Source organism: Peribacillus sp. TE19612, from assembly GCF_056279465.1.
On record NZ_JBWCCL010000002.1, the window covers coordinates 33385 to 47984 of the forward strand.

The 14600-nt window shown below is 42.4% G+C and carries 12 protein-coding genes; all 12 read left to right on the forward strand.

Annotation, left to right across the window (positions count from 1 at the left end):
• Positions 1 to 27 precede the first annotated feature (27 nt).
• The 12 genes from icd (at position 28) to speD (ending at position 14380) form a co-directional block, all read left to right on the forward strand.
• Positions 28 to 1356, forward strand: a complete 1329-nt coding sequence (gene icd / locus ACZ9AO_RS03495) for an NADP-dependent isocitrate dehydrogenase (RefSeq protein WP_285856465.1) — start codon at positions 28 to 30, stop codon at positions 1354 to 1356.
• Between the two features lie 121 nt (positions 1357 to 1477).
• A complete protein-coding gene (gene mdh, locus ACZ9AO_RS03500; RefSeq protein WP_034309103.1) occupies positions 1478 to 2413 on the forward strand; it encodes a malate dehydrogenase in 936 nt (311 codons plus the stop codon).
• Positions 2414 to 2654: 241 nt separating this feature from the next.
• Positions 2655 to 3374: a response regulator transcription factor gene (locus tag ACZ9AO_RS03505; RefSeq protein ID WP_034309100.1), complete on the forward strand. Its 720-nt coding sequence runs from the start codon at positions 2655 to 2657 to the stop codon at positions 3372 to 3374.
• Positions 3371 to 5149, forward strand: coding sequence for a two-component system histidine kinase PnpS (gene pnpS / locus ACZ9AO_RS03510; protein WP_053535909.1), 1779 nt, complete (start codon positions 3371 to 3373; stop codon positions 5147 to 5149). Before ACZ9AO_RS03505 ends, pnpS begins: the two co-directional genes overlap by 4 nt.
• A 401-nt stretch (positions 5150 to 5550) precedes the next feature.
• The gene (gene hflK / locus ACZ9AO_RS03515; RefSeq protein ID WP_048681237.1) at positions 5551 to 6585 is read left to right on the forward strand and encodes an FtsH protease activity modulator HflK; all 1035 of its coding nucleotides are present in this window, start codon (positions 5551 to 5553) and stop codon (positions 6583 to 6585) included.
• Entirely contained in the window at positions 6582 to 7514 is a 933-nt protein-coding gene (hflC, locus tag ACZ9AO_RS03520) for a protease modulator HflC (RefSeq protein ID WP_034309097.1), read from the forward strand. Before hflK ends, hflC begins: the two co-directional genes overlap by 4 nt.
• Positions 7515 to 7641: 127 nt before the next feature.
• Complete coding sequence (gene polA / locus ACZ9AO_RS03525) at positions 7642 to 10266, forward strand: DNA polymerase I (RefSeq protein ID WP_476108494.1); 2625 nt, start codon at positions 7642 to 7644, stop codon at positions 10264 to 10266.
• Positions 10267 to 10285: 19 nt separating this feature from the next.
• Positions 10286 to 11116, forward strand: coding sequence for a DNA-formamidopyrimidine glycosylase (mutM, locus tag ACZ9AO_RS03530; protein WP_048681155.1), 831 nt, complete (start codon positions 10286 to 10288; stop codon positions 11114 to 11116).
• 78 nt (positions 11117 to 11194) lie between these two features.
• Positions 11195 to 11827 (forward strand): sporulation membrane protein YtaF, encoded by a 633-nt coding sequence (ytaF, locus tag ACZ9AO_RS03535; protein WP_034309090.1) that lies wholly within the window; start codon positions 11195 to 11197, stop codon positions 11825 to 11827.
• Positions 11828 to 11848: 21 nt separating this feature from the next.
• Entirely contained in the window at positions 11849 to 12448 is a 600-nt protein-coding gene (gene coaE, locus ACZ9AO_RS03540) for a dephospho-CoA kinase (protein WP_251539773.1), read from the forward strand.
• 158 nt (positions 12449 to 12606) lie between these two features.
• Entirely contained in the window at positions 12607 to 13644 is a 1038-nt protein-coding gene (locus tag ACZ9AO_RS03545) for a glyceraldehyde-3-phosphate dehydrogenase (RefSeq protein WP_048681161.1), read from the forward strand.
• Between the two features lie 355 nt (positions 13645 to 13999).
• Complete coding sequence (speD, locus tag ACZ9AO_RS03550) at positions 14000 to 14380, forward strand: adenosylmethionine decarboxylase (RefSeq protein ID WP_034311443.1); 381 nt, start codon at positions 14000 to 14002, stop codon at positions 14378 to 14380.
• The last annotated feature ends 220 nt before the right edge of the window (positions 14381 to 14600 follow it).

Consider the following 14600-nt stretch of genomic DNA (forward strand, 5'->3'; position numbering starts at 1 on the left):
AGATGTGAGTAAAAAAGGTTAGTGGTTCTGCCTTATTTAAGGACAGTCCATCTAACCTTTGAATTTGAATCGGAGGTAAGAGACATGACACAAAGCCAAAAAATCACAGTTACTAACGGTGTTCTTAACGTACCAAACAATCCAATCGTTCCTTATATTGAGGGAGACGGAATCGGTCCTGATATCTGGGCTGCAGCATCCCGCGTTTTAGACGCAGCAGTTGAAAAAGCTTACAATGGCGAAAAGAAAATCGAATGGAAAGAAGTTTTAGCTGGACAAAAAGCATTTGACCAAACGGGCGAATGGCTTCCACAAGAAACTCTCGATGTCATTAACGAATATCTAATCGCTATTAAAGGACCTCTTACAACTCCAATCGGTGGCGGTATCCGCTCATTGAACGTTGCATTGCGTCAAGTATTGGACTTATTCGTATGTCTTCGTCCAGTGCGTTACTTTGATGGTGTACCTTCACCAGTTAAACGTCCAGAAGACACTGACATGGTCATCTTCCGTGAAAACACTGAAGACATCTATGCTGGTATCGAATATGCAAAAGGTTCTGACGAAGCTAAGAAATTAATCGAATTCCTTCAAAATGAATTCGGTGTTCAAAAAATTCGTTTCCCTGAAACCTCAGGTATCGGAATTAAACCGATTTCCGAAGAAGGAACAAAACGTCTTGTTCGCGCTGCACTTAATTATGCGATCAAAGAAGGCCGTAAGTCATTAACGCTTGTTCATAAAGGTAACATCATGAAATTCACTGAAGGTGCATTCAAAACTTGGGGTTATGAAGTTGCAGAACAAGAATTCGCCGATAAAGTGTTCACGTGGAACCAATATGACAAAATTAAAGATGCTGAAGGCACTGAAGCTGCTAACAAAGCACAATCTGCTGCTGAAGCTGAAGGCAAAATCATCGTTAAAGATTCCATTGCTGATATCTTCTTACAACAAATCCTGACTCGTCCTAAAGAGTTTGATGTTGTTGCAACAATGAACTTGAACGGAGATTACATTTCTGATGCATTAGCTGCACAAGTTGGCGGAATCGGTATCGCTCCAGGAGCAAACATCAACTACGAAACTGGACATGCCATCTTCGAAGCAACTCACGGAACGGCTCCTAAATATGCTGGTCTTGATAAAGTTAATCCATCTTCAGTTCTTCTTTCAGGCGTTCTTTTACTTGAGCACCTTGGCTGGAACGAAGCTGCAAACAGCATCACTAAATCAGTGGAACAAACAATCGCTTCTAAAGTTGTTACATACGACTTTGCCCGCCTAATGGATGGTGCAACGGAAGTTAAATGTTCTGAGTTCGCTGACGAGCTTATCAAAAACCTTAAATAATTCATTATATGCTTTCTGGAAAAGTGCCTGAACGGGCTGCTTTTCCAGGAGGCTTATATATATTTTCAGAGGATGTTAAAAGTATTCCAAAAGTATTTATATATTTTAAGGAGGAAATAACATGTCTAAACGTAAAAAAATCACAGTTGTAGGTGCTGGATTCACTGGTGCTACAGCAGCATTCCTGGCAGCTCAAAAAGAGCTTGGTGATATCGTTTTAGTTGATATTCCGCAAGCTGAAAACCCTACAAAAGGTAAAGCTCTTGATATGGCGGAAGCAGGACCTGTTCTAGGTTTCGATGCTAACATCATCGGTACATCCGACTATGCAGAAACAGCTGATTCCGACGTGGTGATCATCACTGCCGGAATTGCCCGTAAGCCCGGCATGAGCCGTGACGACTTAGTTCAAACTAACCAAAAAGTTATGAAATCAGTAACTAAAGAAGTCGTTAAATATTCCCCTAATACAACAATCATCGTTTTGACTAACCCTGTAGATGCAATGACTTATACTGTATACAAAGAATCCGGTTTCCCTAAAGAACGCGTTATCGGACAATCAGGTGTTCTTGATACAGCTCGTTTCCGCACTTTCGTGGCTCAAGAATTAAACTTATCCGTTAAAGATGTAACTGGATTCGTACTTGGCGGACACGGAGACGATATGGTTCCTCTAGTGCGTTACTCTTATGCAGGCGGAATTCCTTTGGAAAAATTGATCCCTCAAGATCGTTTAGAAGCAATAGTGGCTCGTACCCGCACTGGCGGCGGGGAAATCGTAAACCTTCTAGGAAACGGAAGCGCTTATTATGCACCGGCTGCATCCCTGGTGGAAATGGCTGAAGCGATCCTTAAAGATCAACGTCGCGTTCTTCCATCAATCGCTTATCTCGAAGGTGAATACGGATTTGAAGGCATCTACCTTGGAGTGCCGACTGTACTTGGTGCAAACGGCATTGAACAAATCATCGAACTTGATTTGACTGAAGGCGAAAAAGCGGCACTTTCAAAATCAGTTGAATCAGTTAAAGCAGTCATGCAAGTCCTTCAATAAGAGATCATAATCGAACTGCCCGGATATTGGAAGAAAAGGCCAAGGCCTTATTCCGACTCCGGGCGGTTTTTTAATCCGTTTCAAAAGAACCCTGGAACTTATAATCTCCCTGCTGAAGATAGGAATAACTTTATTTCCGTTTTTTTTATGTGTAAATTTCATATAATATTCTTTATAATGGAATTGGATGAGTAGACCAAGAAATTGGTCTTTTGGGTAATACATAATTCAGGAGGATCTAATGTCAAAGAAAATTCTCGTAGTGGATGATGAGCAATCAATAGTTACCTTACTTCAGTACAATTTAGAACAATCAGGCTATACGGTGATCACAGCTTTGGATGGAGAACAAGGGCTGGAGGCTGCCGTGGATATACGACCCGATTTAGTGGTATTGGATTTGATGCTGCCTAAAATGGACGGGCTTGAAGTATGTAAGCAGCTTCGCCAGCAAAAAATCAATATACCGATATTGATGCTGACAGCTAAGGACGATGAATTTGACAAGGTGCTGGGACTGGAGCTGGGGGCGGATGATTACTTGACCAAGCCATTTAGTCCCAGGGAGGTAGTGGCCCGGATTAAAGCCATTTTAAGAAGATCCCAATTGCAATCGAACGGAAGTGAGTCAAATCAGGATCAGGAAGAGGGTCTCCTGAAATTAGGGGAATTGAAAGTGTTCCCGGAACGATACGAAGCATTCTTTGATGAACAGCAATTAGAATTGACTCCAAAGGAATTTGAATTACTTTTATATTTGGCGAAGAATAAAGGAAGAGTTCTGACCAGGGATCAACTTCTCAGTGCGGTATGGAATTATGATTTCGCGGGAGATTCACGGATCGTCGATGTCCATATTAGCCATCTTCGTGAAAAAATAGAGAAAGATACAAAAAAACCACTCTATATTAAAACGATAAGGGGCTTGGGGTATAAGCTTGAGGAGCCTAAAAAAGAATGACGACCTATCGTAAAAAGCTCTTATATACCCTCATCACATTGGTGATGGTCGTCCTGATGGCCGTGGGCTTTTTATTAGGGCACTTGTTCAAAAGTTATTATATTAAAACGTTCAATGAGCGTATACAGAACGAAACATTTTTCATTTCTACATATATTCAGGAGCATGGCGGGATCGAGTCCTTTTTGGAAAAAGGGAAGACGGCAAAACTGACACCCCTTTTAGATTCTAATTTAACCATTCTTTCCACGAGTGGGGAAATATTATACGATTCGACATCATCCAATGAAATACTTAAAAGCCATGCCAATGTCCTTCGCAAAATAACTTTGGAAAAAGGGCTTAAGAATGGGGAAGGGTATGAAGTGGTCGAAGGCGAATCGGACCTCCATTATTATTGGAAGACGGTTGAAAAGGACGGCGAGATCGAAGGCTTTGTCGTCCATAGCAATGAAATAGAGGCCATCCATCAAGTGAATAAACAAATGTGGCAAATATTGATCATTTGTTTAGGGGTTGCCTTGATCATCATCCTGATGCTTGCGAGTAAAATCACTTCATATTATACCCGTCCGATCGAAGAGGCGACGATGGCAGCCATTGAACTGGCAAAAGGGAATTACGGAACCCGGACATTCGGGAGGCATTCCGATGAAACGGGAATGCTGACAACTTCCTTGAACATATTGGCGAGGAATCTCCAGGAAACAGAGATAGCGAGGGAAATGAATCAGGATCGTTTGGAAACTCTTGTTGAGAATATCGGTAGCGGGGTCTTGCTGATAGACAGTAAAGGGTATACGACCTTGATCAACCGGGAATTCAAGAAAAGCTTCCGTGTGAACGCCGCTACGTTTTTGTTTCAGGAATATTATTCGGTCATTAAAGACCAGGAAGTGATAGCCATCATCGAAGAGATCTTTCGAACGGAAAAAACGATAAAACGGCAGGTGAAGATACCGCTTGCCATAGAACGTAAGCATTTTGAGATTTACGGCGCTCCAATAATCGGGAATCATGATGAATGGAAGGGGATCCTCCTCATTTTCCATGATATCACCGAATTGAAAAGGCTCGAGCAGATGCGGAAGGATTTCGTGGCTAATGTGTCCCATGAATTGAGGACTCCGATCACTTCCATTAAAGGCTTCTCTGAAACATTGTTAGATGGCGCCTTAAAAGACGAAAAGACCTTAAAGCACTTTTTATCGATTATCTTGAAAGAAAGTGACCGGCTGCAAGAACTCATTCAGGAGCTTTTGAATTTATCCAAAATGGAGCAACAGGAATTCGTTTTAAATGCAGGGGTCGTGGATATTACGAAAGTGCTTGGTGAAATACAAGAGATGCTTATAGGCAAGCTGAAGGAAAAAGAAGTATCCCTTGAAATTAAAACATCACCGGAACCAGTTTTCATTGAAGGGGAATCTGACAGGATCAAACAGGTTTTCATCAATTTGATTACGAACGCATTGACCTATACACCAAATGGCGGCAGGGTCACCGTTGACATCATTGAAAATGAACAGACCGTCGATATTACAGTTCAAGACAACGGGATCGGCATCGAAGAAAAAGAACTGCCAAGGATCTTTGAACGGTTCTACCGGATCGATAAGGCGAGGAGTCGCGATTCAGGAGGAACGGGCATTGGACTGGCAATCGTCAAGCATATAATAGAAGTCCATAAAGGTAAAATCAACGTGGAAAGCACACCTGGAACCGGGACGACTTTTACAGTGACTTTAAATAAAAGCTTAAAAGGGAAAATGTAGCGGGCATCTTATTTACATGTCCTTTACAATTCCTTAAAACGGACTTCATAATGCAGGGGTACAATGGTTGTACAACCCCTCATCCAAGGAGTTAAACATTGACAGAGACATAGTCTCTGTTTGATTATTTAGAAGTTCAACCAAAATTTTAAAGCAAAGATGATTGGAACAGGTAGACAAAACTCCTGTAGGAATAGCGTCTAAGTTGCAATCAACATTCAAATCGTACTAAACCCTTAATAAACTGTAGGCAGAGACATGGTCTCTGTCTTTTAATTTTGGCTATATTCCCCGGGAGCCATTCCTCTATCCTATTTTTCTAGGAAAATATTTGATTTTCATGAAACTTTAGGCCCTTTCTTGCGTAAATAAGATATAACTGCAAAGAAGGGGTGATACATATCGTTAGCTTAAAAAGGATATATACAATTACAGGACTTGTCTTTCTTATTTTAATTTTGGGTGTAGTTGCGATATCGACCTGGTACACGGTTGATGAATCCGATCAAGCTGTCATAATGACGTTTGGTAAAGTGGAGGAGACGATAACGGAACCGGGACTTCACTTTAAACTGCCTTGGCCAGTTCAATCGGTCGAGAAATTATCCAAAGAAACATTCAGTCTTAAATTTGGATATAAGGAAGAGGATGGAGAGGTGACGGATTACCCGAGTGAGACCAAAATGATTACGGGTGATGAAAATATTGTGCTGGCTGACCTAGTCGTTCAGTGGAAAATCACCGACCCTCCAAAATATCTATACAATGCAGAAGATCCAGAAAAAATATTATATGATACGACTTCAGCTGCATTACGGAGCATAATCGGAAGCACGAAAATCGATGATGCCCTTACATCTGGTAAAGCGCAAATCGAAGCGGATGTACGCGATTTATTGTCACAGCTAATGGAGAAGTATGATGTCGGGATTTCCATATCTGCGGTTAAACTCCAGGACGTGGAGTTACCGAATGAAGAAGTGCGGAAAGCATTTACCAATGTAACGGATGCCCGTGAAACGGCGAATACGAAAATCAACGAAGCGGATAAATATGAAAATAAGCGTATGAATGAAGCGGAAGGGGAAAAAGATGCCATCATTTCACAGGCTAATGGGGATAAAGCTGCCCGTACGGAAGCTGCCCGCGGAGATGTTGCGGTCTTTGAAAAATTACTCAGTGAGTATAAAGGCAATAAGGGGATTACGAAGGACCGCCTTATTATTGAGACCCTTGAGGAAGTATTGCCGAATGCAGAGATTTATATTATGAATGATGATGGAAACACAATGAAGTACTTGCCGCTTCGCTCGCTTGAAAAGGAGGAAACGAAAAAAACTCCTGCCCCTGATGAAGCCGCCATACCTGAAGAAGAAACGAAAAAAGGGAATGCATCGGAAGAAAAAGCGACAGGGGAAGGGGGCACTAAACAATGAGTGGAAAAATAATAGATTTCTCTGAGTTGAAAAAAGGGGATTTTCATTGGAGGGGCTATGTGAGAATCGGCATTTTCCTGATTATTTTCATCGCGCTGCTGCTAATCATCTTCACCAATGTCTATATCGTCAAAGAGGGCGAATACAAGGTCGTCCGCCAATTCGGTGAGGTGGTAAGGATCGATAAGACCCCGGGATTGAAGGCGAAGGTGCCATTCATTCAGAGTATCATGACCTTACCGAAGTATCAGATGACTTCCGATGTTTCCGAAGCGGAAATCAATACGAAAGATAAAAAGCGGATGCTGATCGATAACTATGCAGTTTGGAGAATAGAAGATCCGAAGAAATTGATTACAAATGCAAGGACACTTGAGAATGCAGAAACGAAAATGGAAGAGTTCATCTATTCGGCAGTTCGTTCAGAGCTGGGCCAGCTGAATTATGATGAGATCATCAATGATGAGAAGTCATCCAGGGGAAGTTTAAACGACCGCATAACCGAAAAAGTCAATGATTTGCTGCAAAAGGACAGTTATGGAATCAGCTTGACGGATGTCCGGATCAAGCGGACTGACCTGCCTTCCGAAAACGAAGCATCCGTCTTCAAGAGGATGATTTCCGAGCGGGAATCGAAAGCGCAAGAATACCTGTCCAAAGGTGATGCGAAGAAAAACCGTATCATTGCAGATACCGATCGGAAAGTGAAGGAACTGCTTTCTACTGCGGAGGCTGATGCAGAAGTGATCAGGGCAGAAGGGGAAGGGGAAGCAGCGAAAATCTATAATAAATCGTTTTCCAAAGACCCCGAATTCTATAAACTATACCGGACTCTTGAATCCTACAAGAAAACGATTGGAGATCAAACGGTCATCGTTCTGCCTTCTGATTCCCCTTATGCCAGCTTGTTAATGGGAAATACTAAATAACCTTGATGCCGTCATTTTTCTTTCCGCTTCTACTCATGGTAGAATAGAGAAGGAAAATGAACGGCTTTTTGCGTTTTTATATAGAAGCTATAACTACATAAACCTGTATGACTGGAGGAAGACGGATTTGGATAAAAAGCTAGTGCTCATAGATGGAAACAGCATCGCATACCGTGCGTTTTTTGCGCTTCCGCTCTTGAATAATGATAAGGGGGTCCATACGAATTCCGTGTACGGATTCACCATGATGCTCAACCGCATTCTTGAAGAAGAAAAGCCGACGCACATACTTGTGGCATTCGATGCGGGTAAAACGACATTCAGGCATGCATCATTTAAAGAATATAAGGGGGGGCGCCAAAAAACGCCGCCAGAATTATCCGAGCAATTCCCTTTCATTCGGGAGCTGCTTGATTGTTTTCAAATAAAAAGGTATGAACTTGAGAACTACGAAGCCGATGATATTATCGGTACGCTGTCTTTACAAGCGGAAAAAGATGGTTTTGAAGTGAAGGTAATTTCCGGTGATAAGGATTTAACACAATTATCCTCCCCTAGTACGACAGTTTCCATCACGAAAAAGGGGATTACTGAAATTGAGGAATACACTCCAAAGCATATACATGAAAAATACGGTCTATCCCCTTTGCAAATCATTGATTTAAAAGGGCTGATGGGAGATGCCTCCGACAATATCCCCGGCATTCCGGGTGTTGGTGAAAAGACTGCCCTTAAATTATTGCATCAATTTGAAACGGTTGAAAACCTTCTGCAGTCGATTGATGAGGTAAGCGGACAAAAATTGAAAGAGAAAATTGAAGAACATAAAGACCTGGCCTTATTAAGCAAAGAGCTGGCTACGATAACGAGGGAAGCGCCGCTTGAAGTTTCCGTTAACGAGACCGAGTACACTGGCATGGATCAGGATCGAGTCATCTCATTCTATAAGGAGCTTGGTTTTTCGACTTTGCTCGATAAATTGGATGTAACGGAAAGCGCACCGCTTGAACAGGAGAAGATAGAGGTGCACACTGCTGAAATGACAGAAGGAATGTTTGCAGATGAAAGTGCCTTGTATGTTGAAATTTTAGAAGATAATTATCATCGAGCCGACATAATAGGGATCGCCATCAGTAATGAACAAGGTCATTTTTACTTCAATGGAGAGGATGCTCTGAGCTCCGATGCATTTAAATCCTGGGCAGAGGATGAAACAAAAAAGAAAACGGTTTTCGATGCGAAGCGTACGGTCGTGGCACTGCGTCATCGGGGAGTCGAAATAAAAGGCATCGATTTTGATGTGTTTTTGGCATCCTATATCCTTGATCCGGCAGAGTCAGTGGACGAAGTCGCAGAAATCACGAAAACCCAAGGTACGATCCGGCTTGAAACAGATGATGTTTTTTATGGAAAAGGTGCAAAACGCAAAATACCTGAGGAAGCGGAATTGAGGGAGCATATCGCCAGAAAATCGAAGGCGATCTTTTCTCTGAAAGAACCGATGATAGATAAGCTGCAAGAGTTCGAGCAGTATCACCTATTTACGGAACTGGAGCTGCCATTGTCGATCATCCTGGCAAATATGGAATGGCAGGGAATCAAGGTGGACATAGGCCGATTGAAAAACATGGGACAGGAATTAGCCATTCGCTTAAGAAATATCGAAGCGCGAATTTTCGAATTGGCTGGAGAGGCGTTCAATATCAATTCACCTAAACAGCTTGGGGCCATCCTGTTTGAAAAGTTGGAGCTTCCGGTCATGAAGAAAACCAAAACAGGTTATTCGACTTCGGCCGATGTGCTGGAAAAACTGGAGAGCAAGCATGATATCGTTAAGGAGATACTGCTGTATCGCCAGCTTGGTAAGCTGCAATCCACTTACATTGAAGGATTGCTTAAAGTGGTCAATGGCAAAACGGACAAGGTGCACACCCGGTTCAACCAAGCGTTGACCCAGACCGGCCGGTTAAGTTCTACAGATCCCAATCTCCAGAATATCCCGATCAGACTGGAAGAAGGAAGGAAGATCAGGCAGGCCTTCATTCCTTCCGAAAAGGATTGGATCATTTTTGCTGCCGACTACTCCCAGATCGAGTTACGTGTCCTGGCGCATATCGCCAATGACAGCGGATTGGTGGAAGCATTCCAGGCCGGGATGGACATCCATACAAGGACAGCCATGGATGTATTCCATGTATCGGCAGATCAAGTCACTTCGAACATGAGGCGTCATGCCAAAGCGGTCAACTTCGGAATCGTTTATGGTATAAGTGATTACGGACTATCGCAAAGTCTTGGAATCACGAGAAAAGAAGCTGGAGAGTTCATCGAGAAGTATTTACGAAGCTTTCCAGGTGTTCAGGAATATATGGAAGAAAGCATACATAAGGCCCGTCAAAAAGGATATAGCACGACTCTGATGCAAAGAAGGCGATATATACCTGAGATAACAAGCAGGAATTTCAACATCAGGAGTTTTGCCGAACGGACAGCGATGAACACGCCGATTCAAGGCAGTGCCGCTGATATCATCAAGCTTGCCATGATCAACATGAATAAACGCCTGAAAAGGGAAGGGCTCAAAACGAGAATGCTTCTACAGGTGCATGATGAATTGATTTTTGAAACCCCTCCTGAGGAACTCGAAATCCTTAAAGTGATCGTTCCGGAGGAAATGGAAAATGCCATTGAATTGAACGTGCCCCTTAAAGTGGATTATGCTTTCGGGCCAACATGGTTTGATGCCAAATAATAAAAGATAGGTGATTGCAATGCCAGAACTTCCAGAAGTGGAAACAGTCAGAAGAACGTTAGAGCAGCTCGTACTCGGAAAAGAGATCAAGGAAGTGTCCGTTTTCTGGCCAAAGATCATTAAAGCGCCTGAGCCTGTCGAACAGTTTCAGGATGCCTTAAGGGGGCAGACGATTTCTGCAATAGGCCGTCGGGGCAAGTTCCTCATTTTCACCTTGGATGATTATTCGATGGTTTCGCATTTAAGGATGGAAGGGAAATACGGCGTCCATCCAAAAGAAGAGCCGTATGATAAGCATACCCATGTGATCTTCACTTTCACGGATGGCAGTGAACTTCGGTACAGGGATGTCCGGAAATTCGGAACGATGCATCTATTTGCCAAAGGGGAAGAATTTGAACAGTTGCCCCTGTTGCACTTAGGGCCTGAACCGTTGTCCGAGGATTTTACTGTCGAGGGGCTAAGCAGGAAGTTGGCTAGGACCAACAGGAAAATTAAGCCCGTTCTCCTAGATCAAACCGTTGTCGTCGGGATTGGGAATATATATGTGGACGAGTCGTTATTCCGTTCCGGTATCCATCCGGAGAGAATGGCATCTTCACTCTCGTTGCAGGAAATCGAAACGTTGCATGCTGAAATCATTGCGACGTTAGGTGAAGCTGTGGAAAAAGGCGGAAGCACGATTCGTTCATACATTAATTCCCAAGGGCAAATCGGCATGTTTCAGTTGGAACTGAATGTTTATGGACGAAAAGGCGAGAACTGCAAAACATGCGGCACGCCACTTGAAAAACTGGTTGTTGCAGGACGCGGCACACATATTTGCCCGTCATGCCAGCCGTTAAAATAGGTCAGTTTTTTCAAACACATCGGATGGGCTCCTTCCATATACTAGGGTAGCAACGAGTAGGGAAGGAGTATTATTCCGATGTGGCTACAAATTATTTTTCTCGCTTTTGCAGTTAGTATTGACGGATTTGGCGTCGGTTTGACATTCGGTATGCGGAAGATGAAAATCCCCTTAAGGTCAATAGCGGTCATCTCATTTTGTTCTGCATTGAGTTTAGGTATAGCGATGGTCATCGGACAATTCATCAGTCAGCTCATATCTATCGGGGCGGCTGAAAAAACAGGCGGCATCATCCTCATTTTTCTTGGTGCCTGGATGGTATACCAGTATTTTAAGCCTGAAAAAGATTTGAAAGATGATAGATATCATGAAAAGATCATCTTTAATTTTGAAATTAAATCACTTGGGGTAGTCATTAATATTTTACAAAAACCATTGAATGCCGATTTTGATAAATCAGGTACGATTACAGGTGTTGAAGCGCTTGTTCTGGGGTTTGCACTTTCGTTAGATGCGTTCGGGGCCGGAGTTGGAGCGGCTATGATCGGGATTTCACCGATCATCCTCGCAGGGTGCATCGCTGTTATGAGTTCGATTTTCATTTGGAGCGGAATCCAAAGCGGAAAATTGCTTTCGAATAATAAAGTTGTCCAGCATTTGACCTTTCTTCCAGGAGTATTATTGATTATCATTGGTTTATTCAAGTTATGATAAGGGTAAAAGGGGGAGCTTATGGGACAAATCATCGGAATCACCGGAGGCATTGCCAGTGGGAAAAGCACCGTCAGCCTCTATTTACAGGAACTCGGATTCACGATTGTCGATGCAGATCTGGCTTCCCGTGCTGTCGTTGAGCCAGGTGAAGAAGCCTATCACCAAGTTGTGAAGGCATTTGGAGAAGATATCTTATTGACGGATGGGAATATAGATCGCGTAAAGCTCGGGTCGATCATATTTAATGATCAAGAAAAGAGATTGCTGTTGAATGGCATCGTGCATCCTGCCGTCAGGAATTGGATGCGGGTGAAAACGGAAGCCGCACTAGCATCAGGAGAAGAAACGGTGTTCATGGATATTCCGCTCCTATTTGAAAGCAAGCTGACATTCATGGTGGATAAGACGCTTTTGATTTATGTGGATGAGCAAGTTCAATTGCAGCGATTAATGAACAGGAATGGTCTTTCGGAGACGGAGGCACTTGCCAGGATCAATTCGCAAATGCCCTTGGCCGATAAAAAGGCATTAGCGGATGCCGTCATCGATAATAATGGTGACATTAATGAAACGAAGCGGCAAGTGAAGGCCATACTTAGCGAATGGTATGTCATATAATCATGATAAAAAGAAGAAACCGGGCGGTTTCTTCTTTTTATGTTGAAAAAATAAGAACAATCCGCATTTTTATTAGCACAATTCCTCTGAATTATGTTATACTAATTACATGTGAAAGGTAATAAGTATAACACTAATATTTCTGGAGGGTCCGAACAATGAATTCAAGAATAGCGATTAACGGATTTGGGAGAATTGGAAGAATGGTTTTCCGAAAAGCCATATTAGATGAGAGTTTGGACATTGTTGCCATAAATGCAAGCTATCCAGCTGAAACTTTAGCACACTTACTAAAATATGATACGATACATGGTAAATTCGACGGTATCATTATAGCTGAAGATGATTCACTAGTAGTGAATGGCCGCCGAGTAAAACTAATAAATAACCGCGATCCAAAGCTATTGCCTTGGAAAGAGATGAACATAGATATTGTAATTGAAGCCACTGGCAAATTCAATGATCGTTCTAAAGCGGCTCTTCATTTAGACGCAGGAGCAAAAAGAGTTATATTATCAGCCCCGGGTAAAAATGAAGACGTTACCATTGTAATGGGAGTGAATCAGGAGGTGCTGGAAATTGACAAGCATTTCGTCATATCCAATGCATCTTGTACAACGAACTGCCTTGGACCAGTTGCAAAAGTGCTTGATGAAAAATTCGGCATAGACAACGGTTTAATGACAACGATACATTCTTATACAAATGATCAAAATAATATCGATAACCCGCACAAAGACTTGAGACGTGCCCGTGCCGCTGCGGAAAGCATGATTCCTACGACTACAGGAGCTGCAAAAGCCATCTCACTAGTGTTGCCGCAATTAAAAGGCAAGCTTCATGGAATGGCGATACGCGTACCGACACCAAACGTATCTTTAGTCGATCTTGTTGTGGATTTAAACCGTGATGTCACGATTGAAGAAGTGAACCAAGCCTTCATCGATGCTTCAGAAAATGAACTCAAAGGAATCATGGAATTCACGATGGAACCTTTAGTTTCCAGTGATTTCAAAACGAATCCACACTCTGCAATCATCGATGGATTGACGACGATGATGATCGGGGACAGGAAAGTGAAGGTCCTTGCTTGGTATGATAATGAGTGGGGTTACTCCAACCGTGTAGTGGACCTTGTAAAATTGGTTGGCTCCGAGTTGAAAAAAATGTCCGAAGTCGAATTATCAGTAAAATAAAATGAAAAACCCGAGCCTGCTAAAATTTTTTAGCGGGCTATTTTTCATGCAGTGATCCATGAATTCCCGCCTGCTTTATGCTGCTGAATAAACCGAAGACGGAATTTGGTCCACATTGGAACCTTCGCTATATCCCCATTACATATAAAGTTTATCTTTCCAAAAATTAAATTTGGAGTTGCAAAAAAAATTCAAACCATATATACTATGAATCGTGAACTTCTTCAAAACGGTTTGCATGATGGCTACTTAAAGGGTTAGGACCTCTTTGGACTAACTTTCCCCCGTGGTAGTTATCAGAACTTATTTTTAAATCATGGTAAGGGGGAAGCTTAATATGGAAACAGCTTACACTATGGAAACAATGGGTAGACATGTCATTTCTGAACTTTGGGGTTGTGACTTTGAAAAACTGAACAATATCGATTTAATTGAAAAGATTTTTGTTGACGCTGCTTTGAAATCAGGTGCAGAGGTACGAGAAGTTGCCTTTCACAAATTTGCTCCACAAGGAGTCAGCGGGGTTGTCATCATTTCTGAATCACACTTAACGATTCACAGTTTTCCAGAACACGGCTATGCGAGCATTGATGTCTATACATGCGGTAACTTGGATCCGAATATTGCGGCAGATTATATTGCAGAAGCTTTGAATGCGCAAACACGTGAAAACATAGAATTACCACGTGGATTAGGTCCTGTACAAATGAAAAAAGCCAATATAAGTGCCCTATAAAAAAATGTATACACAGAGATGCCATGGGTGCATCTCTTTTTTAATGCAATGAATCGGCAGTCTGCTTCACTTTATTGGAGAGGATTGCCTTGTAGCACAATGCCCTTGGCAACGGTGCTTCAACGGCAGAACAAAAAGTGCCTGCTGCCGGAAGTTACACTTTTTACTTGTACTGTCCGTTCCTTTTAATATAAGATTAAGATAGAGAAGTAATTCCTTG